Annotated in this window: 20 protein-coding genes and 4 tRNA genes; 18 read left to right on the top strand and 6 right to left on the bottom strand. The window is 62.2% G+C overall.

Annotated elements, in window-relative coordinates:
• The first annotated feature begins 50 nt into the window (after window positions 1–50).
• The gene (locus tag CA2_RS02425; protein ID WP_042412236.1) at window positions 51–2579 is read left to right on the top strand and encodes a DUF349 domain-containing protein; all 2529 of its coding nucleotides are present in this window, start codon (window positions 51–53) and stop codon (window positions 2577–2579) included.
• A 141-nt stretch (window positions 2580–2720) separates the two neighbouring features.
• Here CA2_RS02425 and CA2_RS02420 read toward each other — a convergent pair.
• From CA2_RS02420 to CA2_RS02405, 4 genes are all read right to left on the bottom strand, one after another.
• A tRNA-Leu gene (locus CA2_RS02420) sits at window positions 2721–2805 on the bottom strand.
• Window positions 2806–2883: 78 nt separating this feature from the next.
• Window positions 2884–2968, bottom strand: a tRNA-Leu gene (locus CA2_RS02415).
• Between the two features lie 87 nt (window positions 2969–3055).
• Window positions 3056–3140, bottom strand: a tRNA-Leu gene (locus CA2_RS02410).
• 140 nt (window positions 3141–3280) lie between these two features.
• Window positions 3281–3365, bottom strand: a tRNA-Leu gene (locus CA2_RS02405).
• A gap of 33 nt (window positions 3366–3398) precedes the next feature.
• Between CA2_RS02405 and rnr the strand changes: the two genes are divergently transcribed.
• Entirely contained in the window at window positions 3399–5723 is a 2325-nt protein-coding gene (gene rnr / locus CA2_RS02400) for a ribonuclease R (RefSeq protein ID WP_081770689.1), read from the top strand.
• Window positions 5724–5893: 170 nt separating this feature from the next.
• Here the strand turns inward: rnr and CA2_RS02395 are convergent, their stop codons facing one another.
• Complete coding sequence (locus CA2_RS02395) at window positions 5894–7405, bottom strand: bifunctional ADP-dependent NAD(P)H-hydrate dehydratase/NAD(P)H-hydrate epimerase (protein ID WP_042412234.1); 1512 nt, start codon at window positions 7403–7405, stop codon at window positions 5894–5896.
• Between the two features lie 8 nt (window positions 7406–7413).
• Window positions 7414–8664, bottom strand: a complete 1251-nt coding sequence (locus tag CA2_RS02390; RefSeq protein WP_042412233.1) for an NAD(P)/FAD-dependent oxidoreductase — start codon at window positions 8662–8664, stop codon at window positions 7414–7416.
• Between the two features lie 346 nt (window positions 8665–9010).
• Between CA2_RS02390 and rpsB the strand changes: the two genes are divergently transcribed.
• From rpsB to CA2_RS02310, 16 genes are all read left to right on the top strand, one after another.
• Window positions 9011–9763, top strand: coding sequence for a 30S ribosomal protein S2 (gene rpsB, locus CA2_RS02385; RefSeq protein WP_042412231.1), 753 nt, complete (start codon window positions 9011–9013; stop codon window positions 9761–9763).
• Between the two features lie 105 nt (window positions 9764–9868).
• Entirely contained in the window at window positions 9869–10759 is an 891-nt protein-coding gene (gene tsf, locus CA2_RS02380) for a translation elongation factor Ts (protein ID WP_042412229.1), read from the top strand.
• A 69-nt stretch (window positions 10760–10828) separates the two neighbouring features.
• The gene (gene pyrH / locus CA2_RS02375) at window positions 10829–11551 is read left to right on the top strand and encodes a UMP kinase (RefSeq protein ID WP_042412227.1); all 723 of its coding nucleotides are present in this window, start codon (window positions 10829–10831) and stop codon (window positions 11549–11551) included.
• 71 nt (window positions 11552–11622) lie between these two features.
• Entirely contained in the window at window positions 11623–12183 is a 561-nt protein-coding gene (gene frr, locus CA2_RS02370; RefSeq protein ID WP_042412225.1) for a ribosome recycling factor, read from the top strand.
• 25 nt (window positions 12184–12208) lie between these two features.
• Entirely contained in the window at window positions 12209–12940 is a 732-nt protein-coding gene (gene uppS, locus CA2_RS02365) for a polyprenyl diphosphate synthase (protein WP_042412222.1), read from the top strand.
• Window positions 12941–12954: 14 nt separating this feature from the next.
• Window positions 12955–13806 carry a phosphatidate cytidylyltransferase gene (locus CA2_RS02360; protein ID WP_042412220.1) on the top strand — a complete coding sequence of 284 codons (852 nt, stop codon included), beginning with the start codon at window positions 12955–12957 and terminating at the stop codon, window positions 13804–13806.
• A complete protein-coding gene (ispC, locus tag CA2_RS02355; protein WP_042412219.1) occupies window positions 13806–14984 on the top strand; it encodes a 1-deoxy-D-xylulose-5-phosphate reductoisomerase in 1179 nt (392 codons plus the stop codon). The genes CA2_RS02360 and ispC overlap by 1 nt, the downstream gene beginning before the upstream one ends.
• Before the next feature lie 33 nt (window positions 14985–15017).
• Window positions 15018–16376, top strand: a complete 1359-nt coding sequence (gene rseP / locus CA2_RS02350) for an RIP metalloprotease RseP (RefSeq protein WP_042412218.1) — start codon at window positions 15018–15020, stop codon at window positions 16374–16376.
• Window positions 16377–16413: 37 nt separating this feature from the next.
• On the top strand, window positions 16414–18771 hold the full coding sequence (gene bamA, locus CA2_RS02345; RefSeq protein ID WP_042412216.1) for an outer membrane protein assembly factor BamA: 2358 nt from the start codon (window positions 16414–16416) through the stop codon (window positions 18769–18771).
• Window positions 18771–19280: an OmpH/Skp family outer membrane protein gene (locus CA2_RS02340; RefSeq protein WP_042412214.1), complete on the top strand. Its 510-nt coding sequence runs from the start codon at window positions 18771–18773 to the stop codon at window positions 19278–19280. The genes bamA and CA2_RS02340 overlap by 1 nt, the downstream gene beginning before the upstream one ends.
• 17 nt (window positions 19281–19297) lie before the next feature.
• Complete coding sequence (gene lpxD / locus CA2_RS02335) at window positions 19298–20287, top strand: UDP-3-O-(3-hydroxymyristoyl)glucosamine N-acyltransferase (protein WP_042412504.1); 990 nt, start codon at window positions 19298–19300, stop codon at window positions 20285–20287.
• A 9-nt stretch (window positions 20288–20296) separates the two neighbouring features.
• Window positions 20297–20752 (top strand): 3-hydroxyacyl-ACP dehydratase FabZ, encoded by a 456-nt coding sequence (gene fabZ, locus CA2_RS02330; protein ID WP_042412211.1) that lies wholly within the window; start codon window positions 20297–20299, stop codon window positions 20750–20752.
• Window positions 20752–21543: an acyl-ACP--UDP-N-acetylglucosamine O-acyltransferase gene (gene lpxA, locus CA2_RS02325; RefSeq protein ID WP_042412210.1), complete on the top strand. Its 792-nt coding sequence runs from the start codon at window positions 20752–20754 to the stop codon at window positions 21541–21543. Before fabZ ends, lpxA begins: the two co-directional genes overlap by 1 nt.
• Before the next feature lie 4 nt (window positions 21544–21547).
• Window positions 21548–22717 carry a lipid-A-disaccharide synthase gene (gene lpxB, locus CA2_RS02320; RefSeq protein ID WP_042412207.1) on the top strand — a complete coding sequence of 390 codons (1170 nt, stop codon included), beginning with the start codon at window positions 21548–21550 and terminating at the stop codon, window positions 22715–22717.
• Complete coding sequence (rnhB, locus tag CA2_RS02315; protein WP_042412204.1) at window positions 22689–23342, top strand: ribonuclease HII; 654 nt, start codon at window positions 22689–22691, stop codon at window positions 23340–23342. The genes lpxB and rnhB overlap by 29 nt, the downstream gene beginning before the upstream one ends.
• Window positions 23339–24115 carry a TrmH family RNA methyltransferase gene (locus CA2_RS02310; RefSeq protein ID WP_042412195.1) on the top strand — a complete coding sequence of 259 codons (777 nt, stop codon included), beginning with the start codon at window positions 23339–23341 and terminating at the stop codon, window positions 24113–24115. Before rnhB ends, CA2_RS02310 begins: the two co-directional genes overlap by 4 nt.
• The last annotated feature ends 29 nt before the right edge of the window (window positions 24116–24144 follow it).

Here is a 24144-nt window from a genome sequence, read left to right as displayed (position 1 = left end):
GATGAAGGGCTGTTTTCCTATTTCATGATTCCTAATTTATCCGCAGCCACATGTCTGACGCACCTGAAATGAATCCCTCCCCAGCCAAGCAAGCAGAGGCTCATCCGCTCGATGCATTGACCGGCGGTGCGTTTTCTGCCGCGACCTCGGGTGATCGCGCTGCGCGCATCCGCGAATGGCTGGGCACGCAGCCGTCTGAGGAGCAACTGCAAGAAGTCTTCAAGGAACTGAGTGTGCGAGACAAGAGCGTGGCACGCCTGGTGCGCGAGCGCATCGACGACATCCGCCGTGCCAAGAGCCAGGAAGTGATTGCCGTGGAATGGGCGCAAAAGGCCCAGGACTTGCTGGCCGCGGCGCCGTTGAATGTGGCGGAGGCGGTGGCCTGGCAGCGGGAAGCGGCCAAGGCTGGAGCCCCCTTGTCGCGCGAGCCCTTGGCCGGCTTGAAGCAGCAATTGGCCGAGCGGGTCAAGACCATCGAAGACCTGCAGCACCGTGTGCAGGTGCAGCGTGAGGCTGCGGTGCTGCTGGCGCAGCGCATCGAGGTGTTGTCCACCAAGTCGTGGCACGACGCGGCGGCCGCCCAGGAAGGGCTGCGTGCGGATGTGGCCAACTGGCAGGCCCAGGCGTCCGAGCTGACAGGCGACGCCAGCTGGCCCAGCGTGAATGACCGTTTCCCGCCACAACTGCAAAACTCGCAAGCCCAGCTGCTGGTGGTATGGGAAGCTTTCGAGTCGGCGCTCACCCTGACGCAGGCTGCGGCAGCCGATGAGCAGGCACCTTTGCCGCCTGTGCCCATGTGGGCCGATGAAATCCGCGTGGCCCGAGGCCTGCCTTCCGAGCTGGTCGCGGCCGCACCCGTGAAGGCCGTGGCCAGCAAGCCTGCCAAGCTTGATGCCATGCACAAGCAGCAGGCGGCCGTGCAGGCGGTGCAGCCAGCGTTGCAGGCGCTGGCGGTGGCACAGGACAAGGCGGCGGCGATTGCCGAGGTGCGGGCCTTGCTCAAGCAGCAAGGGCGCTGGCTGGATGCAGCCACGGCACAGCAAGTGCACGAGCAGCTGCTGGCTGCGGGCGACACGCAAGGCTGGCAGCCTCAGCAGGTTGACCGCGTGCGTGAAGAACTGGTGGCCAAGGCGGAAGGCTTGCTGGCCCGTCCTGAAGGTCAGGCCCTGGGCGGACGCAAGCTTCAGGAGGCCTTGCGCCAGTTGCGCGAGCAGTGGAAGCAGGCCGACCAAGGCGCTACGCCCAACCATGCGCTGTGGAAAAAGTTTGACGATGCGTGCAACAGTGCCTACAAGCAGGTGGAAGCCTGGTTGGAGCGTGTGCGCGCGGAAGCCGGACAACACAAGGCCGCGCGCCTAGCGCTGATCGATGAAGTCAAGGCGTGGGCGGCGGCACACGCCCAGACCCAGGACTGGAAGCAGGCCACCCGCGCTTTGCGCCAGTTTGCAGAACGCTGGCGCGATGGTGGTCACGTGGGTGAAAAGCAGTTTGCCGAGTTGCAGACAGCTTGGAAGCAGGCCATGGCCCAGGCTGAAGCGCCGCTGCATGCCGCGCAAAAGGCCAGCATCGATCGCCGCCATGCCATGATTGCCGAGGCACAGGTACTGGCCGATGCACCCAGCCTGCGCATCGACGCCGTCAAGGCGTTGCAGCAGCGCTGGCAGGCCGAGGCGCAGGCCGTGCCTCTGGATCGCAAGCATGAGCAAAAGTTGTGGGACACCTTCCGCAAGCCCCTGGATGAGGCTTTCGACCGCAAGGGTGCTGAGCGCAGCCGTGCGCCTTCTCTGGAGCATCTGCCTCCCCACGATCGTGCGGTGTTGGAAGCTGCCAAAGCCTTGCAGGCAGCGAATGCCTCTGGCGACGCCTCGCAGATCCGGGGTGCCATGGCGGCTTTGGAAGCGGCGTTGCATGCACAGCCATCTGCAGAGACTGACGTTGCGGTGACTGAGGCAGCCTCCCATACAGATGCATCGCCGTCGGCGGTGGTTAAACAAGATCGCCCCGTGGTGGCGGTGCGCGGTGATGACCGTCCGGGCGCGAAGAAAGAAGCCGTTGCGCCGGTGCGCGACCTGCGTGCTTCGGCGCGCAAGGATGCGCGTCCGCAGCGGGCAGAGCGTGGTCCGCGCCTGGGAGATGCGGCTTTTCGTGCCCAGCGTGAAGCACTGGAGGGGGCGCAATTCGCCTTGCGCAAACTGGCCGCGCAAGCCCATGGCGAAGCCGTGTCCCATCTGGTGGATGCCTGGGTGCACCGTGATGCCGAGCGCTTGCCGTCAGCCCAGGAGTTGGGTGGCAAGGTGACAGCGCAGGTGCGCAATGCCTGGGTGCAGGCTGTGGCCGCGCCTGCGACAGGGGATGCGGGCGAAGCCTTGCTGCGCCTGGAGATCGCGGCCGATGTGCCAACGCCTGCCGAGTACTTGTCTGCCCGCCGCATGCTGCAACTGCAACTGCTCACACGCCGCAATGCAGCCACGCCCGACCAAACATGGTCGCAGGACGTGGCCACGGTGCTGGCTGCTGCCCACTCGGATGCTGCGGCACGCCGTTTGCACAACGTGCTCAAGCCGCTGATGCGCAAGTGATGGTGTAATAGTGTGAAGGGGTGGACATGCGTCACCCCAGTCGATGCAAAAAAGCCGCTGGATTCAGCGGCTTTTTTTATGGCGAAGAGTCGTAGGAGCAAACAAAAAAGCCATAGCTATAAGGCGATGGCTGGTTGTGTCTGGTGCCCAGGAGAGGACTCGAACCTCCACGGAGTTACCCGCTAGTACCTGAAACTAGTGCGTCTACCAATTCCGCCTCCTGGGCAAAATCAACTGCTTGCTTGTAGGTGTGGTAGCACCCGACAGTGTGATTTTGTTGGCATTGACAATGCCGCAAATTTTTTGGTGCCCAGGAGAGGACTCGAACCTCCACGGAGTTACCCGCTAGTACCTGAAACTAGTGCGTCTACCAATTCCGCCACCTGGGCAAAAGACAGTTGTTTTTAATGAAGTGAGGTAGCACTCAACAATCTGCTTTTGTTGATGTATGCCGAACAGACATGCATCGCAAATTTTGGTGCCCAGGAGAGGACTCGAACCTCCACGGAGTTACCCGCTAGTACCTGAAACTAGTGCGTCTACCAATTCCGCCACCTGGGCTGATTTCTATTGTCAACTTTTAAGGGTTAACGCTAGATTTCAATTTTTCTGAATTTCAAATTCTACTTCCAAACAAAACGTTCACTTGGTAGTTTGTGAACTTTTTGTTTTCCGACGCTGCATGCAGTTGTCGTTAAACTTGGTGCCCAGGAGAGGACTCGAACCTCCACGGAGTTACCCGCTAGTACCTGAAACTAGTGCGTCTACCAATTCCGCCACCTGGGCTTTCAGGAAAGATTTAGATTGTATAGCAAAAAAATGGACCAACGCACCAATTCACGCAATTCGCTCAAAGAGATTGAAGGCACGGTGCAGGGGCATCGCGATGGGCACGGTTTCATCATCCGTGACGACGGTGAGGCGGACATCTTCATTCCCGCCAATGAGATGCGGGCGGTGCTGCACAAGGACCATGTGCGTGTGACCATCGTGCGCCAGGATCGGCGCGGCCGCCCCGAGGGGCATATCGTTGAAATCATCGACCGTCCCACCAAGACCTTGATCGGTCGCCTGTTGCAGGAAAGCGGCGTGTGGCTGGTGGCCCCGGAAGACAAGCGCTATGGGCAGGATGTGCTGGTGCCGCAGGGGGCCACCAGCCAGGCCAAGACGGGCCAGGTGGTGGTGGTGGAGTTGACGGAGGCGCCGGCGCTGTTTGGTCAGCCCGTGGGGCGCATCGTGGAGGTGCTGGGCGAGGTCGACGACCCCGGCATGGAAATCGAGATCGCGGTGCGCAAATATGGCGTACCGCATGTGTTTTCGGAGGCTTGTCTGGCAGCGGCGAAGGCGCTGCCGGAAAAAGTCATGGCCAAGGACCGCAAGGGCCGTGTGGACCTGCGCGATGTGCCGCTGTGCACCATCGATGGCGAGGATGCCCGCGACTTCGACGATGCCGTGTATTGCGAGCCGGCCAAGGTCGGGCGTGCCAAGGGGTGGCGCCTGCTGGTGGCGATTGCCGATGTGAGCCACTATGTGCAAAACGGCAATGCCATCGACATCGATGCCTACGACCGCGCCACCAGTGTCTATTTCCCGCGCCGCGTGATTCCGATGTTGCCCGAGAAGCTGTCCAACGGCCTGTGCTCGCTGAACCCCGATGTGGATCGACTGTGCATGGTCTGCGACATGCTGGTCACGGCGAAGGGTGAGGTGCATGCCTACCAGTTCTACCCCGGGGTCATGCACAGCCATGCCCGCTTCACCTACACCGAGGTGGCGGCCATCCTGTCGAACACCCGTGGACCCGAGGCAACGCAGCGCAAGGCGCGCGTGCCGGACCTGTTGAACCTGCACGGCGTCTTCCGCGCCTTGCTGGAGGCGCGCAATACGCGTGGTGCGGTCGACTTCGACACGGTGGAGACGCAGATCGTGTGCGATGAGAACGGTCGCATCGAAAAGATCGTGCCCCGAACGCGCAACGATGCGCACCGCCTGATCGAGGAGTGCATGCTGGCGGCCAACGTTTGTGCGGCCGACTTCATTGAACAGAATGGGCGCACGGCCTTGTTCCGCGTGCACGACAAGCCGTCGGCCGAGAAGATTGACTTGCTGCGTGGCTATTTGAGGGCGGTGGGCGTGAATCTGTCGGTGTCGGATACGCCCAGCCCAGCGGAATTCCAGGCGATTGCCGATGCCACCAAGGACCGGCCCGATGCCCAGCAGATCCACACCATGCTGCTGCGCACCATGATGCAGGCCATGTACATGCCGGACAACGGTGGGCACTTTGGCCTGGCGTTCAGTGCCTACACCCACTTCACCAGCCCCATCCGCCGCTATCCGGACCTGCTGGTGCACCGCGTCATCAAGTCCATCCTGAACGATGCCAAGTACAAGCTGCCCAAGCTGCCCGAGCCCGGCGAGGCCCAGGCCAAGCTGGCCAAGCGCCTGGCCAGCCGGGTGGGGGAGCCGCAGATCCAGCCGCGCAGCCGTGCCGTGATGGCTGAGTTGCAGGCCTGGGAAGCTGCAGGCCTGCATTGCAGCGCCAACGAACGCCGTGCCGACGAAGCCAGCCGCGACGTGGAAGCCTGGCTGAAGTGCAAGTACATGCGCGATTACCTGGGTGAGGAATTCGCGGGCACGGTGACGGCGGTGACCTCCTTTGGCATCTTCGTGACCCTGGATGCGATGTATGTCGAAGGTCTGGTGCACATCACCGAGCTGGGGGGGGACTACTTCAAGTTCGATGAGCAGCGCCAGGAGTTGCGCGGCGAGCGCACCGGGGTGAGCTACACGATTGGCACGCGCCTGCAGGTGCAGGTCAGCCGCGTGGACCTGGATGGCCGCAAGATCGACTTCCGCATCGTGCAGGACGAGCAGGAGGCGCTGAACACGCGCAACCGGGGAGGCAAGCGCGCTGCGTTTGCCCCGCGGGGCGAGGGTGATCGCACGCACGAAGAGCCGACACCCCGTGCTCGCAAGGACAAGGGGCGCGGCTATGGCGGCGCCGGTGCTGGTGGAGCCAAGGCCAAGCCGGCGTCCGGCAAGTCCTGGCAGGATCCGGCGGCCGCTGGCTTTGGTGCCGTGCGCGGCAAGCCGCACGCCGAGGACAAGCCGGCGGGCAAGTCTGGACGGCGCCGCCGCTGAGGCAGGCTGCCGCAACCCGGGGCGGGGCCCTGTGGGTTGTGCGGCTGGCGCCCGGCATCATCGGCTGGGCTACCTTGAATTCAGGAGCTGCTCGCGCAGATCTGGCAAGGGTTTTGAATAGTTTTCTATTTGAAACGCTTGTCTAGTCAGCGCGAGCAGCTCTTTTTTATTCAAAGACTTTGTAATTGCGCCTGGGCCAGCGCGGAGGCGATCAGGGCGCGCTGGGCCGGCCACTGGTCGGCCAGGGCGCCATGCTCCCACGCGGCCTGGCTGGCGACGGCGTGGGCGGGCAGGTCGGCTTGCCAGCGCGCGGCCAGGATGCCGGCCAGCACATCGCCGGTGCCGCCGATGGCCAGGCGCGGATTGCCCGTGGGGTTGATGTGCGGGGTCTCGCCCGGGCTGGCGATGATGCTGCCCGAGCCCTTGAGCAGCACCGTGCACTGCAGGTTGTCGGCCAGCGTCTGTGCTGCGGTCAGGCGTTGGGCCTGCACCTCGGCGGTGCTCTGGCGCAGCAGGCGTGCGGCCTCCAGCGGGTGGGGTGTCAGGATGGTGGCGTGGCCGCGTGCACGGCGGGCCTGCACAGCGTGGTGCAGGGTCTCGTCACGGGCCAGTGCATTCAGTGCGTCGGCATCCAGCACCAGGCGCGGCGCCTGTTCCAGCACGGCGGGCAGCCATGCGTGCACGGCCTGCCCACCGCCGCAGCCGCACACCACGGTGGCGTGGGCCAGGTGGCCGCGGGCGCTGTCCGCATCCGGCAGCATCAGGTCGGGCAGTGGCGGGTAGACGCTGAATTCCGGGGTGTTCAACAGGTGCAGCAGGGTGCGGCCTGCGCCGTGGTGCAGCGCAGCACTGGCGGCCAGGATGGCGGCGCCGACCATGCCCGGGGCGCCGCCAATCACCAGCACGTCGCCAAAGCTGCCCTTGTGGCTGTTGTGCCGGCGCCTGGGTTGGGGTGTCGGGCCGCTGAGCCAGGCGCTGGGGGGCTGTTGCTGCAGCCAGTCGGTGCATTCCAAGTCGTCCCACCAGATGTCCCCGCAGGCGTCGCGCCCGTGGGCGGTGAACAGCCCGGGTTTCAGGGTCAGCAGGCTCAGGGTGTGGCGGCTGCTGGGCTGCCAGGTCTCGGGGGGCGTGTAGCCGGGGAGCCAGGTGCCGTGGTCGGTGTCCAGGCCCGTGGGCAGATCGACGGCGATCGAATGCCCGGCGCTGGTGTAACTGCGCTGCAGCAACTGCTGCAGCGGCGTGGCATCGGCATCACTGCGGGAGCGCTGGCCCAGTCCCAGTAGCGCGTCGATGACCACATCTTCGGTGGTCAGCGACGGAGTGGCGTGGGGCGACAGCCACTCCACCGGCGTTTGCCGGGCCTGCTGCCAGGCGGCATGGGTGTCGTCGCTGCACGCGTCTGGGTTGCCCAGCCAGTGCACGCCGACTTTCAAGCCGCGCCGCGCCAGATGGCTGGCTGCCACCAGTCCGTCGCCACCGTTGTTGCCCGGCCCGCACAGCACCCAGGCCTGGCGCGCCTGCGGCGCCACGGTGCGGGTCAGGTCGGCGATGGCCTGGCCGGCGCGCTGCATCAGGCTGGGGTGTTGGGGGTGGGTCAGTGCAGCCTGCTCGATGCTGCGGCTGGCTTGCGCATTCCAGAGGGGCCGTGATGTGGTGGCGTGCCAGTGAATGCGCTGCAGCATGGTGTCTCCTAAAACCGCAGGGGGCTGAAGGCCTGCATGTCGATGGCGGTGGGGCGGCCGGCCAGCATGTCGGCCAGGGCCCGGGCGCAGCCTGCCGCCAGGCTGGCGCCGTGGCTGCCGTGCGCCAGGTTGAGCCACACCCCGGGACGCCCGCTGGCACCCACGGCGGGCAGGCCATCGGGCAGGTGGCCGCGCACGCCGCGCCACACCTGTACCTGCGGGGAGGAGAGGTGTGCGCCACCGGGGAACCAGTCGTTGAGCAGACGGTACATGCGTTGCAGTGTAGCGGTGTGGTGCGGGGTGCTGGCGGTGCTGTCCAGTTCCAGTCCGGCGGTGATGCGCACGCGTTGCCCCATCCGGGTGATGGTGGCCTGCTGCGCCCAGTCCATGACGCTGCCGCGCGGGGCCTGCAGGGCGTCGCGCACGGGGGCGGTCACGCTGTAGCCCCAGTTGGTCATCAGGGGCAGTTGCAGGCCCAGGGCCTGGCTGCTGAGTTGCTGGTGCGCGCCGGTGCACAGCACGATGGCATCGTGCAGGTGCAACTGCTGGGCGGTTTGCACCCCCAGTGGCTGGGTGCTGATGCGCTGAATGGGCACGCCGGTGTGGATGTGCGCGCCCAGGTGCTGGGCCTGCATGCGCAGCAGGTGGGTCCACAGCCGGGGGTTGATGGACTCGCCCTGGGGGAAGTGCAGTGCGCTCAGCCAGGCGATGTCCTGACCCAGGCTGGGTTCGATGCCCAGGGCCTGCTGCGGGCTCAGCAGTTGGCAGGCAATCCCCTGTTCCTGCAACAGTGGCAGGCGCTGCTGCCAGAACTCCAGTTCCTGCGGGTTGCGCAGCAGGATCAGTGCCCCGGGGCGTTGCTCGGCAATCGATTCCGGATCCTCGCAGTCTTGCCAGCGCAGGTCTTGGCTGTAGCTGGACAGGGCCTGCAAGGCGGAGAACAGGGGATGGGTGCCCTGTTTGAGGGCTTGTTTTTCGTGCTTTTTCCACTGGCGCATCCAGCGCCAGGTGTTGCTGCCCAGAAAGGTCGAGGCCTGCAGCAGACCGCTGCCCTTTTGCAGCTGTTTCAGCGGCATGCCCACGCCGGGTGCCGACAGGCTGGGCGCCATGCACGGTGACAGCCAGCCGCCCGGGGCAAAACTGGCCTCCTCGGCGGTGGCGTTCATTTGTTCATAGACGGTGACTTGGTGCCCGTCGCGGGCGAGTTCCAAGGCCGTGGAGATGCCGGTGATACCGGCTCCCACGATGGCGATATTCATGGCGTGTCGGGCGCAATTCGTGAACCCGCGATTTTGACGCGCAATTGCAGTCGTCAAGCACCCACTTCGCAAAGAAATATCAAGTGTGGGTCAGTGGGGCTGCGGGCGGGGCGGTTGGGTGAAATATGTGGGTGGCGGATGGGGTGCAAAAGGGTGAATCCACAGCGCAGCGCTGGAGGGCGGTCTGGCTTGTGCTAAAATTTTTCGGCTTTGCAGTTGACTGTCCGGTAAAACACTGGGCGGGGCTGCCTAAGTGAATCGCAAATCAGCTCTCTTAAGGTGTTGCCAAACCTGGAGGTTTGCAAAATCGAGCTGCATTTAAGACCCAACCTTTTGGAGAAAAAACATGTCCGTTACCATGCGCGAAATGCTGGAAGCTGGTGTCCACTTCGGTCACCAAACTCGTTTCTGGAACCCTAAGATGGCTCCGTTCATCTTCGGTCACCGCAACAAGATCCACATCATCAACCTGGAAAAGTCCCTGCCCATGCTGCAGGACGCCCAGAAGTTTGCCAAGCAACTGGCATCCAATGGCGGCACCATCCTGATGGTCGGTACCAAGCGCCAAGCTCGTGAGCTGGTGGCTGAGCAAGCCCAGCGCGCAGGCGTGCCTTACGTGGATCAGCGTTGGTTGGGCGGTATGCTGACCAACTTCAAGACCGTGAAGACGTCGATCAAGCGTCTGAAGGACATGAAGGCTCAGCAAGAAGCGGGTCTGGAGTCCCTGTCCAAGAAAGAGCAGCTGATGTTCGCTCGCGAACTGGAAAAGCTGGAGAAGGACATCGGCGGTATTCAAGACATGAACACCCTGCCTGACGCCATCTTCGTGATCGACGTGGGCTTCCACAAGATCGCTATTTCCGAAGCCAAGAAGCTGGGTATTCCATTGATCGGTGTGGTGGACTCCAACCACAATCCCGAAGGCGTGGACTACGTGATCCCCGGTAACGATGACTCGGCCAAGGCTGTGGCTCTGTACGCCCGCGCCATCGCTGACGCCATCCTGGAAGGCCGCGAAGCCCGCCTGAACGATGTGGCCAAGGTTGCTGCCGGCGAAGGCTCTGACGAGTTCGTGGAAGTGGATGAATCCGCTGCCTAAGAGCTGGCTGCGCGACTTGTCGCGATAAGAAAGCGGGGCTCACGGTAGCCCCCTTTTTTTAAGCTGAAATCCTGTAACGATTTGAACTGAATACGGAGAAACAAGATGGCTGCAATTACCGCAAGCATGGTGGCTGAACTGCGCGCGAAGACCGACGCGCCCATGATGGAATGCAAAAAGGCCCTGACCGAAGCCGATGGCGACATGGCCAAGGCCGAAGAGTTGCTGCGCGTGAAGCTGGGCACCAAGGCTGGCAAGGCAGCTTCGCGCGTGACGGCTGAAGGCGTGGTGACCTCCTTCATCGACGGCAACGTGGGTGCCCTGATCGAAGTGAACAGCGAAACCGACTTCGTGTCCAAGAACGACAGCTTCCTGGCGATGGCTGCGGCTGCGGCCCAGCTGGTGGCCAAGCACAACCCCGCCAACGTGGAGGCCCTGGGCGCCGTGGCTTACGAGCAAGACGGCTTCGGCCCCACCCTGGAAGACGTGCGCAAGGGCCTGATCGGTAAGATCGGTGAAAACATGTCCTTCCGCCGCTTCAAGCGTTTCGAAGGCAACCTGGCTTCGTACGTGCACGGTTCGCGCATCGGCGTGATCGTGGAATTCGAAGGCGATGCTGCTGCTGCCAAGGATGTGGCGATGCATGTGGCCGCCATGAAGCCTGTGGCACTGACCTCCGCCGACGTGCCTGCCGAGCTGATCGAGAAGGAACGCGCTGTGGCCGAAGGCAAGGCTGCCGAATCCGGCAAGCCTGCCGAGATCGTCGCCAAGATGGTCGAAGGCTCGGTGCAGAAGTACCTGAAGGAAGTGTCGCTGGCCGACCAAGTGTTCGTGAAGGCTGCCGACGGCAAGCAGACCGTGGCACAGATGCTGAAGGCTGCCAACACCACCGTGAAGGGCTTCACCCTGTACGTGGTGGGCGAAGGCATTGAGAAGAAGGCTGACGACTTCGCTGCTGAAGTGGCTGCCCAGATGGCTGCTGCCAAGGGCGCCTGATCCCCCTCTGGCGCTGACTGCTCTCGATCGATTTCCAACCCATAACCACTTACAACACCGGAGTTACTCATGACACAAGTTCAACCAGCCCACAAACGCATCCTGCTGAAGTTGTCTGGCGAAGCGCTCATGGGGGACGACCAGTTCGGCATCAACCGCGCCACCATCGAACGCATGGTGGCCGAGATTGTCGAAGTGACCAAGGTGGGTGTGCAGGTGGCGGTGGTGATCGGCGGGGGCAATATTTTCCGCGGCGTGGCGGGCGGTTCGGTGGGGATGGATCGCGCCACAGCGGATTACATGGGCATGCTGGCCACGGTGATGAATGCACTGGCGCTGGCCGATGCCATGGACAAGCAGGGCTTGACCGCGCGCGTGATGTCGGCGATCGGCATCGAGCAGGTGGTGGAGCCTTATGTGCGCCCCAAGGCGCTGCAGTACTTGGAAGAAGGCAAGGTGGTGGTGTTTGCCGCGGGTACGGGCAATCCTTTCTTCACGACCGACACGGCTGCCGCCCTGCGTGGCGCGGAAATCGGTGCCGAAGTGGTGCTCAAGGCCACCAAGGTGGATGGTGTTTACACCGCAGATCCTATGAAGGATCCCACGGCCACCCGCTACACCAAGCTGGCATTCGACGAGGCGATTGGCCGTAACCTTGGCATCATGGATGCCACGGCTTTTGCGCTGTGTCGTGACCAGAAGCTGCCCATCCGCGTATTCTCCATCGTCAAACCGGGCGCCTTGCTGCGCGTGGTCATGGGCGAGGATGAGGGCACATTGGTACACGCTTGATCCATTAACAGCGAGTAGAGGCCTTCCTTGTGTAAACAATGGAAGGCCATTTGCTTTCAGAGGTGATGAATATGACGATTGCTGAAATCAAGAAGAACGCCGAAACCAAGATGGGCCAATCCCTCGAGGCTTTGAAGAACAACTTGGGGCGTATCCGTACCGGGCGTCCCAGCCCGCAACTGCTGGATGTGATCCAGGTGGAGTACTACGGCTCCATGGTGCCGCTGTCGCAGGTGGCCAACGTGTCCCTGCTGGATGCGCGCACCCTGAGTGTGCAGCCCTGGGAAAAGAACATGGCGGCCAAGGTGGAAAAGGCCATCCGCGAAAGCGACCTGGGCCTGAATCCCGCATCGATGGGCGACCTGATTCGCGTGCCCATGCCTCCGATGAGCGAAGAACGCCGCAAGGAAATGACCAAGCTGGCGCGCAACGAGGGCGAAGCCTCGAAGGTGGCGGTGCGCAACCTGCGTCGCGATGCGAACGAAGCGGTCAAGCGCTTGGTCAAGGACAAGGAAGCTTCCGAAGACGATCAGAAGCGCTCGGAAGCCGACATCCAGAAGATGACCGACAAGCACATTGCCGAGGTCGACGCCCTGGTCGCGGCCAAGGAACAAGACATCCTGGCGGTGTGAAAGCTGGACACAGCCAGGACTGCCCATGACCTTTTCTTCTGCAGTGCCGCGCCATGTGGCGGTCGTGATGGACGGCAACGGCCGTTGGGCCAAGAAGCGGTTTTTGCCGCGCCTGGCCGGTCACAAGCAGGGGCTGGAGTCGCTGCGCCGCTGCGTGCGCCACTGTATTGAGCGTGGCGTGCGTGTGCTGACGGTGTTTGCCTTTTCTTCCGAGAACTGGAGCCGTCCTGCGGAAGAGGTCTCGGGCCTGATGAACCTCCTGGCCGGGGCCCTGGCGCGCGAGGTGCCCAGCCTACACCAGGAGGGGGTGCAGCTGCATTTTGTCGGCGAGCGCAGCAGCTTGTCGGACAAGGTGGTGGCGGGCTTCCTGCAGGCCGAAGCATTGACGGCCAGCAATGACCGTCTGGTGCTGAATGTCTGCTTCAACTATGGCGGGCGCTGGGACATCGCTCAGGCTGCCGCCGGCTTGGCTGCGCAAGGTATTGCTATCACCGAAAGCAGCCTGGGTGCCGCCCTGGCCATGGCCCATGTGCCAGACCCGGACTTGCTGATTCGCACCGGGGGCGAATACCGCATCAGCAATTTCCTGCTGTGGCAGGCCGCATACTCGGAGCTGTATTTCAGCCCCGCCCTGTGGCCCGATTTTGACACGGCGGAGCTGGACGCCGCGATCGCCGAATATGCACGCCGGGAGCGTCGCTTCGGCCAAACTTCTGAACAAATAAATCAGTCATCCGAGCAGCGATTGACTGTCTGAAGGGAGACCATCCCATGCTCAAGCAGCGAGTCATCACTGCCATCCTCTTGCTGGCCATTTTGTTGCCGGCCCTGTTTCACCCGAATGTGTGGCCGTTCAACCTGCTGGTGCTGGTGCTCGTAACGACTGGGGGCTGGGAGTGGGGGCGCCTGAATGGCTTGCAGCCGCTGGGGGCGGTGGCGACGGCCGTGGTGGCGGCGTTGCTGTGCGTGGCGACCTGGCAGATGGGGTGGCTGGCGCAGCCGCACCCTGTGCTGTGGCTGCTGGCCGGCGCGGCCTGGGTGCTGGGCAGTGCCTGTCTGGTGAAGGCTGGCGTGCCGGGCTGGGCGAAGATTCCTTTGATCGTGCGCTGGAGTGCCGGCGTTCTGGCCCTGTGGGTGGCGGGACTGGCCATGGTGCAGGCGCGCCAGATGGGTGTGAATTTCCTGCTTTCCATCCTGGTGCTGGTCTGGGTGGCGGATGTGTTCGCCTATTTTGTCGGCCGGGCGCTGGGGCTGCGCTTCTCGAAGGTGAAGCTGGCGCCCGCCATCAGCCCCGGCAAGAGCTGGGAGGGCGCCTGGGGCGGTGCCCTGGGCGTGGTGGCGCTGGCCTTTGTCTGGGTGGCGTTGGACCGTGCCAACCAGGTGCAGGTGCTGAGTTTTTACAGCCGCGTGTTCGACCGTGGCTGGTGGCTGCTGTTGCTGGCGGCCCTGTTCATGGCGGCCATGAGCGTGGTGGGGGATCTGGTGGAGTCTTTGATCAAGCGCAGCGCTGGGGTCAAAGATAGCAGCCAGCTGCTGCCAGGGCATGGTGGGGTGCTGGATCGCATTGATGCGCTGCTGCCGACCCTGCCTCTGGCCATGATGCTGACTTCTTTGGTGCAGTGATGAAACAACGTTTGACGGTGCTGGGCTCCACGGGCTCGATTGGTACGAATACGCTGGATGTGGTGCGCCGCCACCCGCAGCAGTATGAAGTGTTTGCGCTCAGTGCCTCGACGCAGGTGGAGCTGATGCTGGCCCAGTGCGTGGAATTCCGTCCGCGCTATGCCGTGATGGCCAGTGGTCCCCATGCGGTGCAGCTGGCGCAGGATTTGAAGTCCAATGGCCTTCCAACGCAGGTGTTGCAAGCGCAGGATGCTCTGGAACAGATAGCGTCCCACCCCGAGGTCGATGTGGTCATGGGGGCGATCGTGGGGGCTGCGGGTCTGTCGCCCTGCCTGGCGGCCGCGCAATCGGGCAAGCGCCTGCTGCTGGCGAACAAGGAAGCGCTGGTGGTGGGGGGCGCCCTGTTCATGGACACCGTGCAGCAGAGCGCATGCACGCTGCTGCCGATCGACAGTGAGCACTCGGCGATCTTCCAGTGCCTGCCCGAAGATCGCAGCACCTGGTCCGCGCGCATTGACAGCCTGTTGCTCACCGCATCCGGTGGGCCCTTCCGCCAGCGCGATCCCGCCACACTGGCCGAGATCACGCCATCGCAGGCTTGTAACCACCCCAATTTCTCGATGGGGCGCAAAATCTCGGTGGACTCGGCCACCATGATGAACAAGGCCCTGGAGGTGATCGAAGCCCGCTGGCTGTTTGATGTGGCCCCCGAAAAGATCAAGGTGGTCATTCACCCGCAGCAGATCATCCACTCCATGGTGCAGTTCAAGGATGCGTCCATCCTGGCGCAACTGGGCACGCCGGACATGCGGGTGCCAATTGCCTGTGGTCTGGCCTGGCCGGAGCGCATCGAAAGTGGCGTGGCGCCCCTGGACTTCACGGCATTGGCAGGCTTGACCTTTGAGGAGGCGGATGCGCACCGTTTTCCCGGCCTGCATTTGTCGTGGCAGGCGCTCAACGCGCCGGAGGGCACCACGGCCGTGCTCAATGCGGCCAACGAGGTGGCGGTGGCGGCTTTCCTGGCCGGGCAGCTGCGTTTTGATCGCATCCATGCCGTGAACCTGGAAACCCTGGGAACTTTGACGCCCTCGCAGCCCCGAAACGTGGGGGACCTGCTGGCATTGAACGATGAGGCGCGCAGCGTAGCTGCAGGCGTGCTGGAGCGTTTTGCGGCGTGATCGTGTGCGACGGCTACGGAGGATAAACACTGCATGCTGACCTTGGTTGCCTTCATCGTTGCTCTGGGGCTGCTGATCGCCATCCATGAGTACGGCCACTACCGCGTGGCCGTGGCCTGTGGCGTCAAGGTGCTGCGCTTTTCCATCGGCATGGGCAAACCGCTCCTGCGGTGGACGCGCCCTGGCTCGGACACCGAGTTTGTGATCGCCGTCCTGCCGCTGGGCGGTTATGTGCGCATGTTGGACGAGCGTGAGGGTGCGGTCCCCGCTGAGCAGTTGCACCAGGCGTTCAATCGCCAGCCTTTGCGCAAGAGGGCGGCGATTGTGGCTGCAGGGCCGCTGGCCAACCTGTTGCTGGCCGTGGCGCTCTACAGCGTGGTGAACTGGGTCGGTGTAGAGCAGCCCAAGGCGATCGTCTCCGCGCCGGAGGCCGGGTCACTGGCGCGTGCCGCGGGCCTGCAGGGGGGGGAGTGGGTCCAGTCGGTGCAGCTGGGTCAGGCTCCTGCACAGGCGGTGGAATCGTTCGAGGATTTGCGCTGGCAATTGACACAGGCGGCCTTGAATGCCCAGGACATTCGGCTTTTCTGGCGCGATACGCGCAACGGCCGGCAGGGTGAGGGTGTGCTCAAGCTGGCCGATCTGGGCAGTGCAGCGCTGGATCAAAGCATGCTGACAACGATCGGGATTACTGCGCCTTGGACGCCACCGGTGGTTGGAGAGGTCATGGCCAATATGCCGGCCGCCCGGGCGGGTCTGCAGGCGGGCGACGTGGTGCAGACGGTCAATGGCCAGCCTGTGGTGGATGGGACCCAGTTGCGCAGCCTGATTCGCAACGCCGCGCAGAACCCGCCTGTGGCGCAGGCCTGGGTGGTGGAGCGCCAGTCCCGTTTGCAGACGCTGGAGGTCGTACCCGAGCTGGCAACGACCGAGCAAGGTCAGATTGGTCGCATTGGTGCCTATATCGGTGGCATGCCCGCAATGGTGACGGTGCGCAAAGGCGCCTTAGATGGCGTGGCGGCGGGTGTGGCAAGGACCTGGGACGTCTCGGTCCTCAGCTTGCAAATGATGGGCAAGATGCTGGTGGGCGAGGCATCGCTGAAAAATCTCAGCGGGCCTCTCACCATTGCCGATTACGCCGGCAAATCGGCCAGCCTGGGCTGGATTCAGTATGTCTTGTTCCTTGCGCTCATCAGCGTGAGCCTGGGTGTGCTGAATCTGTTGCCGCTTCCTGTTCTGGATGGCGGGCACCTGATGTATTATCTTTGGGAAGGTGTCACAGGGCATCCCGTCAACGATGTATGGATGGAGCGTCTTCAGCGGGTGGGCATTAGCCTGTTGCTTGTGATGATGTCCATTGCTTTATTTAACGATATCAGCCGCATTTGGGGCTAAATCCCGCTCCTTTTCAATGCTGGCGCCTGCTTCTCACATGAAACTCCCGTTTAATCGATTTGGCGCGCGCACTGCCACGGCGGTTGCTGCGCTGCTCTGTTTGGCCCAAGGGGCTTGGGCTCTCGAGCCGTTCAAGGTCCAGGACATCCGCGTCGAAGGCCTGCAGCGTGTCGAAGCAGGTACCGTGTTCGCCTCTATGCCTTTGCGTGTTGGCGATGAATACAACGACGACAAGGGGGCCGCAGCGATTCGCTCGCTGTTTGCCCTGGGGCTTTTTAAAGACGTCCGCTTGGAAGCCAATGGCAACGTTTTGGTGGTGGTAGTGGAAGAGCGCCCCACGATTGCCGGCGTGGACTTTGTCGGTACCAAGGAGTTCGACAAGGAAGCGTTGCAGAAGGCGATGCGGGATGTGGGCCTGGCAGAAGGTCGTCCTTTCGATAAGGCCCTGGCCGATCGCGCAGAGCAGGAGCTCAAGCGCCAGTACATCAACCGCAGCCTGTATGGTGCGGAGGTCGTGACCACCGTCACACCGATTGAGCGCAACCGGGTCAACCTGACGTTCTCGGTGACCGAAGGCGAGGCCGCGAAGATCAACGACATTCGCATCGTCGGCAACCAAGCGTTCAGCGAATCCACCCTCAAGAAACAGTTCGACCAGGACACGGGCGGCTGGCTGAGCTGGTATACCAAGTCTGACCGCTATGCGCGCAGCAAGCTGAATGCGGATCTGGAAACCTTGCGTTCCTATTACCTGCAACGCGGTTACCTCGATTTCCGGATTGAGTCCACGCAGGTGGCGATTTCGCCCGACAAGCAAAAAATCTCCTTGGTGGTCAACATCCACGAAGGTGAAAAATTCGTGGTCTCTGGCGTGCAGTTGGAAGGCAACTACCTTGAGCGCGAGGACGAGTTCAAGGCCTTGGTGAAAATTCGCCCTGGTCAGCCTTACAACGCCGATTTGGTGACAGAAACCACGAAGGCTTTCTCGGACCACTTCAGCAAGTTTGGCTTCGCGTTTGCGCGTGTCGAAGCAGTGCCTGAAATCGATCGTGAACACAATCGTGTTGCTTTTGTGCTGCGTGCAGAACCGTCGCGCCGTGCGTATGTGCGACGCATTCAAGTGTCTGGCAACGATCGCACCCGCGACGAAGTGATTCGCCGCGAATTCCGTCAGTTTGAGTCCTCGTGGTATGACGGCGACAAGATCAAGCTTTCGCGGGATCGCGTGGACCGTTTGGGCTTTTTCACGGAAGTCGGGGTGGATACCCAGGAAGTGCCAGGAGCCCCTGACCAGGTGGATCTGGTCGTCAGCGTGAAGGAGAAGCCGACCGGGGCGGTCACGCTGGGTGCGGGTTTCTCGAGCGCTGAAAAAGTCTCTCTGACCTTCGGTATCAAGCAAGAAAATGCGTTTGGCTCGGGCAACTATCTGGGCCTGGATGTGAATACCAGCAAGTACAACCGTACGCTGGTGGTGAGCACGACCGATCCATATTTCACACAGGACGGTATTTCGCGCACCGTTGATGCCTACTACCGTACTTCCCGTCCCTATTCGTATGTTTACGATGGGCGCGAGGTGAATACCGACGATATGTACAAGATCGTGTCCAAGGGCGCGTCTGTGCGTTTTGGCGTGCCTTTCAGCGAGCAGGATACAGTCTACTTTGGTCTTGGCTTCGAGCAGACCTCGATCAAGCGTGGCGTTTACATGCCATCGCAGTACGAGCCCTATACGGGCAAGAGCAATACGGCCATTCCGCTGACTTTGGGTTGGGGGCGTGACTCGCGTGACAGCGCCTTGGCACCGAATTCCGGTCGTTATCAGCGCTTCAACGCCGAGTGGTCGGCGGCTGGTGATCTGAATTACGTCAAGGCCAATTACCAGTTCCAGCAATACATCCCGGTGACCAAGGCGATCACTTTCGCGGCGAATGCAGAGTTGGGCTGGGGCAAGGGGTTGGGCGGCAAAGATTTCCCCATCTTCAAGAACTTCTACGCAGGCGGCTTGGGCTCTGTGCGTGGCTTTGAGCAGGGCAGCCTCGGTCCCCGTTCAAGCACCTTTGTGGGGCCTGATGGCACCCCTACCGCCTATGCGTCTGGTAACTACTCTTACCTGGGCGGTGCCAAAAAAGCTGTGATGAACTTCGAGTTGATCGCACCATTCCCAGGCGCGGGCAATGACAAGACCCTGCGTTGGTTCACCTTTGTTGATGTGGGTAATGTTTACGGTGAAAATGACCCCATTCGATTCAGCGACATGCGCGCTTCGGTGGGTATTGGTTTGAGCTGGATTTCACCATTGGGTCCATTGCGACTGGCGTGGGCCAACCCTATCCGCAAGCAACCGGGTGATGAGTTGCAAAAGCTTCAATTTCAAATTGGAACGTCTTTCTGATGAAAAACATGTATCGCACACTGGCAGTTTCTGCCTTGCTGGGTAGCCTGGCACTGACTGCTTACGCACAAGACTTCAAGGCAGGTTTTGTGAATACGGATCGCATCTTCCGCGAGGCGAATTCTGCCAAGGCTGCGCAGGGCAAGCTGGAGCAGGAATTCTCCAAGCGTGAGCGTGAACTCGTTGCCACTGGCAAGGCCTTGAAGACAGCATCGGAAGCGTTTGAGCGCGATGCTCCCACGTTGTCGGAAAGCCAGCGTGTCTCCAAGCAGCGTGAGTTGGTGGAGCGCGACCGTGACTTTCAGCGCAAGAACCGCGAGTTTCAAGAAGACCTGAACGCCCGCAAAAACGAAGAGTTGGCGCGCGTGCTGGAGCAGGCCAATCGCGTGGTGCAGCAGGTTGCTGAGGCTGAAAAGTACGATGTGATCCTGCAAGAAGCCGTGTACGTGAACCCTAAGCACGACATCACAGACAAGGTGATCAAGGCCTTGAACAATTCCGGCAAGTAATCTTCTTGGACATCAAGGTGATTGTTCAGCTGGGACAGATCGTTGATGCCTTGGGTGGGGAGCTGGTAGGAGGAGGTCGGGAAATCGTGATTTCCCGGATTTCTCCCCTGGAAACAGCGCAAGCAGATTCCATCAGCTTCCTTAGCAATCCTCGGTATGCAACGCAAATGGCCGCCTCCAGGGCGGCCTGTGTCGTTGTGGCGCCGGCCATGCGTGAGCTGGCAGCACAGCGCGGGGCATGCATCGTGGCGGCCAATCCGTATGTGTACTTTGCCAAGTTGACCCAGTTCTGGAAGATGCAGCAGCAGGGCATGCGGCCGGTGGGGGTGCACCCTTCGGCGGTGGTCGATCCGACCGCAGAAATCGCCCCAGATGCCTATATCGGACCGCTGTGCGTGGTCGGGGCGGGTGTCCGCATCGGTGCTGCGACGGTGCTGCGTTCGCGCATTACCGTGAGTGATGGCTGTGAGATTGGTGAACGTTGCTTGTTGCACCCCGGTGTGGTCATCGGTGCTGATGGTTTCGGTTTTGCCAACGAGGCAGGGCAGTGGATCAAAATCGAGCAACTGGGCAAGGTGCGGATTGGTAACGATGTTGAAATTGGCGCCAATACCTGTATCGATCGGGGCGCTTTGGACGATACGGTCATCGAAGATGGCGTCAAGCTTGATAATCTGGTCCAGATCGCCCACAACGTGCACGTGGGTGCGCACTCAGTGATCGCCGGCAATGCCGGTGTGGCTGGCAGTGCACGCATCGGGCAGGGATGTTCGATTGGTGGCGCGGCCAACATCTTGGGGCATTTGACGATTGCGGACGGAACCAGTATTTCGCCCACGTCCATGGTGACACGCTCCATTCGCCAACCAGGCTTGTACACTGGAATCTTTCCATTGCAGACAAACGAGCAGTGGGAAAAGAACGCTGCGTCTTTAAAGCAACTGCATGTGCTGAGAGAGCGCATCAAAAAGCTGGAGAGCGCGCTTGAAGGCGCCAAACAGCAATAACGGAAATTCATAATGGATATTCACGCAATTCTCAAGCAACTCCCCCACCGCTACCCTTTCTTGTTGGTGGATCGGGTGGTTGAACTTGAGAGTAACAAGCGCATCCGCGCGATCAAAAATGTTACTTTCAACGAGCCTTATTTCATGGGGCACTTTCCAGGCCGTCCCGTGATGCCGGGTGTGCTGATGCTGGAAGCGCTGGCCCAGGCAGCAGGTTTGTTGGCGTTTGATGCCATGGGCCAGGTGCCTGACGAAAACAATATCTACTACTTCGTGGGGATTGATTCGGCCCGTTTCAAACGTCCCGTGGAGCCCGGTGATCAGCTGATCCTGGAAGCTTCCATCGACCGCGTGCGCGGTGGCATCTGGAAGTTCAAGGGTGTGGCGCGCGTGGGCGAAGAAGTGGCCTGCGAGGCGGAGCTGATGTGCACCATGCGTTACGTGGGTCCTGAAAAGCAGGCCTGATGAGCGAGAACATCCATCCCACCGCGATCGTGCATGAGGGTGCTTGGCTGCACCCTTCTGTGACTGTGGGGGCTTACAGCGTCATCGGCGCCCATGTGAAGGTGGGGGCTGGTACGCGCATTGGCCCGCATTGCGTGATCGAGGGTCACACCACCATCGGTGCAGATAACCAGATTTTCCAGTTCGCATCGTTGGGCGCGCAGCCGCAGGACAAAAAGTATGCGGGCGAGCCGACCGAGCTGGTGATTGGTGATCGCAACACCATCCGCGAGTTCTGTACCTTCAACACCGGCACCAGCCAGGATGCAGGCGTTACCCGCGTGGGGAACGACAACTGGATCATGGCCTATGTCCATATCGCCCACGATTGCGCGGTGGGCAGTCACACCATCCTGGCCAACAACGCAACCTTGGCGGGTCATGTGCATGTGGGTGACTGGGTGATTCTGGGGGGGCTGACCGGTGTGCACCAGTTCGTGAAGATTGGTGCCCATGCCATGGCGGGCTTTGCCAGCCGTGTGGCCCAGGATGTCCCGCCCTTCATGATGATCGAAGGCAACCCCCTGGCGGTGCGCGGCTTCAACATCGAAGGTTTGCGTCGCCGTGGCTTTACGCCCGAACGGCTGAAGGCGGTCAAGCAGATGCACCGCCTGTTGTATCGCCAGGGCTTGACCCTGGAAGACGCGGTCCAGGCGATTGCGTCGCTGGCGGCCGAGATGCCTGAAGCGGCCCAGGATATTGCGCTCATGCAGTCTTTCTTGACTGCTTCGACACGAGGAATTGCGCGTTAAGGCCATGTCTGTCAAAGATACACAGCAACCCCGTGTTGCCATGGTGGCCGGCGAGACGTCAGGAGACTTGCTCGCCGGTTTGCTTTTGGATGGTCTGCAGCGCCAGTGGCCGCAGGTGCAGGCCCTGGGCATTGGCGGGCACCACATGCAGCAGCGCGGTTTTGAGGCGTTGTGGCCCAGTGAGCGGCTGGCCGTGCATGGCTACAGCTTTGAGGTGCTGATGCGTCTGTGGGACATCCTGTCCATCCGCCGGCAGCTGCGTGCGCGTTTGCTGCAGGATCGCCCGGACGTGTTTGTGGGGATTGATGCGCCGGATTTCAACCTGGGGTTGGAGCAGGACCTGCGTGCGGCGGGCATCAAGACGGTGCACTTTGTCTGCCCTTCCATCTGGGCCTGGCGTGCGGAGCGCGTCCACAAGATCCGGGCTGCGGCCGACCATGTGCTGTGCCTGTTTCCGTTTGAACCGGATTTGCTAGCGCAGCATGGGATCGCGGCCACCTACGTCGGGCATCCCTTGGCACAGGTCATTCCGATGGAGCCCGACCGTGCCGCTGCGCGTGCGCGCCTGGGGTTGGTGCAGGAGCATCCGGTCCTGGCTTTGCTGCCGGGCAGTCGCCGTGCCGAGGTGCAATACATCGCCAAGCCCTTCATGCAGGCCGCGGCCTTGCTGCGGCAGCAATGGCCCGATTTGCAGGTGGTGCTGCCGGCCGTGCCGGCCCTGCACGACCGGTTGGTGGCTCTGAGCCAGGAGTTGGGGGTCGCTGCGTGGCTCAAGATCGTGCGTGGCCAGTCGCACGATGTGCTGGCGGCCTGTGACTGCACCTTGATTGCCAGTGGCACGGCCACTTTGGAGGCTGCGTTGTTCAAGCGGCCCATGGTGATCTCCTACAACATGCACCCGTGGAGCTACCGTCTCATGCAACGCAAGCAATTGCAGCCGTGGGTGGGCTTGCCCAACATCCTGTGCTCCGACTTTGTGGTGCCCGAACTGCTGCAGGACCAGGCTTCGCCGCAGGCCTTGGCACATGCCGTGGCGCAGTGGCTGGATGACAGCGCACATGCGCGCGCCAAGGTGCAGGTAGTGGAGCAGCGGTTTGCGGCCTTGCACCGCAGCCTGCACAAAGATACGACGACCTTATCCGCCCATGCCATCCAAAAAGTTCTCTCTGCCTGAGCAAGGTTCCTTGCCCTGGCATGCGCCAGGCCTGGTGGCGGGGGTGGATGAAGCCGGGCGCGGTCCCCTGGCGGGGCCGGTGGTGGCCGCGGCCGTCATTCTGGACGACCTGCACCCGATTGCCGGGCTGGCCGATTCGAAGAAGCTCACGGCTTTGCGCCGCGAAAAGCTGTTCGACGAGATCCGCGCCAAGGCCTTGTGCTTTTGCATTGCCGAAGCGTCGGTGGAAGAGATCGACCGGCTCAACATCCTGCAGGCTACCTTGCTGGCGATGCAGCGGGCGGTGTATGGCTTACGCCTGAAGCCGGCACTGGTCCAGGTCGATGGCAATCGGCTGCCGGTACTGGAGGTGCAGGCCGAGGCGATTGTCAAGGGCGATGCCCTGGTGCAGGCCATTTCGGCCGCCTCGATCCTGGCCAAGGTCCACCGTGACCGCTGGTGCGAGGGTTTTGACCGTGAGTATCCCGGCTACGGTTTTGCCGCGCACAAAGGCTATGGCACCGCCGCGCATTTGCAGGCGCTGCGCGGCTTGGGCGCCACGCCTGCCCACCGGCGCAGCTTTGCCCCGGTGGCGCAGGTGATCCATACATTCGCTGCGCGTGAAACCGCAGCCACCACGGCATGAAATTTACAGAAATCCATTCGCGTGACAACGCCTTCGTCAAAGACCTGCGCCGCCTATCGCGCGAAAGCGGTGTGTATCGCAGGCAAGGGCAGGTGTGGCTGGAGGGTGACCACCTCTGTCGTGCGGCCCTGGCGCGTGGCCTGAAACCCAGTGTGGCGGTGTTTGCGGAGTCTTTTTGGCCGCAGGTGCCCGTGGAATGGGCGCAATGCGCTTCCAAAGTTGTAGTCCTGGCGGATGCACTCTTTGCGGACATCAGCGGTCTGGAGTCGCCGGCCCGCATGGGCTACCTCCTGCCTTGGTCGCCCAGTGTGACCGTGCAATCCGGTGTGCCCAGCGTGGTGCTGGATCGGGTGCAGGATGCCGGCAATGTTGGCTCCATTCTGCGCAGTGCCTCGGCCTTCGGGTTTCGGCAGGTGATTGCGCTCAAGGGTACAGCCGCACTTTGGAGCCAGAAGGTGCTGCGGGCCGGCATGGGCGCGCACTTTGCGCTGCATCTGGTGGAAGGGGTGGAAGCCGATGTGCTGGCGCAACTGCAGGTGCCGCTGCTGGTCACCAGCTCCCACCGCGGCGACCTGATCCACCGCGCGAATCTGCCCTGGCCCTGCGCCTGGGCCATGGGGCATGAAGGCCAGGGCGTGGGGCCTGCGGTCGAGGCGCTCGCGGCGCAGTCGGTGCGGATTGCACAGCCCGGGGGCGAGGAGTCGCTGAACGTCGGCGCGGCCGCCGCTATCTGCCTGCATGCCAGCGCGGTAAGTCAGGCCTTGGAGGGGTAGGGAGAGGGGAATCCCTGGCGTGGCCAGAA

It is taken from the genome of Comamonas aquatica NBRC 14918 (assembly GCF_000739875.1).
GTDB lineage: Bacteria > Pseudomonadota > Gammaproteobacteria > Burkholderiales > Burkholderiaceae_C > Comamonas > Comamonas aquatica.
Note: the sequence above shows the minus strand (reverse complement) of the source record. Positions and strands in the feature narration are given on the sequence as shown.

Excerpts from the sequence above, each read along its gene's own strand:
- CA2_RS02425 (WP_042412236.1), top strand. The coding sequence starts at position 51 with ATGTCTGACGCACCTGAAATGAATCCCTCCCCAGCCAAGCAAGCAGAG.
- rnr (WP_081770689.1), top strand. The coding sequence starts at position 3,399 with ATGGACCAACGCACCAATTCACGCAATTCGCTCAAAGAGATTGAAGGC.
- CA2_RS02395 (WP_042412234.1), bottom strand. The coding sequence starts at position 7,405 with ATGCTGCAGCGCATTCACTGGCACGCCACCACATCACGGCCCCTCTGG.
- CA2_RS02390 (WP_042412233.1), bottom strand. The coding sequence starts at position 8,664 with ATGAATATCGCCATCGTGGGAGCCGGTATCACCGGCATCTCCACGGCC.
- rpsB (WP_042412231.1), top strand. The coding sequence starts at position 9,011 with ATGTCCGTTACCATGCGCGAAATGCTGGAAGCTGGTGTCCACTTCGGT.
- tsf (WP_042412229.1), top strand. The coding sequence starts at position 9,869 with ATGGCTGCAATTACCGCAAGCATGGTGGCTGAACTGCGCGCGAAGACC.
- pyrH (WP_042412227.1), top strand. The coding sequence starts at position 10,829 with ATGACACAAGTTCAACCAGCCCACAAACGCATCCTGCTGAAGTTGTCT.
- frr (WP_042412225.1), top strand. The coding sequence starts at position 11,623 with ATGACGATTGCTGAAATCAAGAAGAACGCCGAAACCAAGATGGGCCAA.
- uppS (WP_042412222.1), top strand. The coding sequence starts at position 12,209 with ATGACCTTTTCTTCTGCAGTGCCGCGCCATGTGGCGGTCGTGATGGAC.
- CA2_RS02360 (WP_042412220.1), top strand. The coding sequence starts at position 12,955 with ATGCTCAAGCAGCGAGTCATCACTGCCATCCTCTTGCTGGCCATTTTG.
- ispC (WP_042412219.1), top strand. The coding sequence starts at position 13,806 with ATGAAACAACGTTTGACGGTGCTGGGCTCCACGGGCTCGATTGGTACG.
- rseP (WP_042412218.1), top strand. The coding sequence starts at position 15,018 with ATGCTGACCTTGGTTGCCTTCATCGTTGCTCTGGGGCTGCTGATCGCC.
- bamA (WP_042412216.1), top strand. The coding sequence starts at position 16,414 with ATGAAACTCCCGTTTAATCGATTTGGCGCGCGCACTGCCACGGCGGTT.
- CA2_RS02340 (WP_042412214.1), top strand. The coding sequence starts at position 18,771 with ATGAAAAACATGTATCGCACACTGGCAGTTTCTGCCTTGCTGGGTAGC.
- lpxA (WP_042412210.1), top strand. The coding sequence starts at position 20,752 with ATGAGCGAGAACATCCATCCCACCGCGATCGTGCATGAGGGTGCTTGG.
- lpxB (WP_042412207.1), top strand. The coding sequence starts at position 21,548 with ATGTCTGTCAAAGATACACAGCAACCCCGTGTTGCCATGGTGGCCGGC.
- rnhB (WP_042412204.1), top strand. The coding sequence starts at position 22,689 with ATGCCATCCAAAAAGTTCTCTCTGCCTGAGCAAGGTTCCTTGCCCTGG.
- CA2_RS02310 (WP_042412195.1), top strand. The coding sequence starts at position 23,339 with ATGAAATTTACAGAAATCCATTCGCGTGACAACGCCTTCGTCAAAGAC.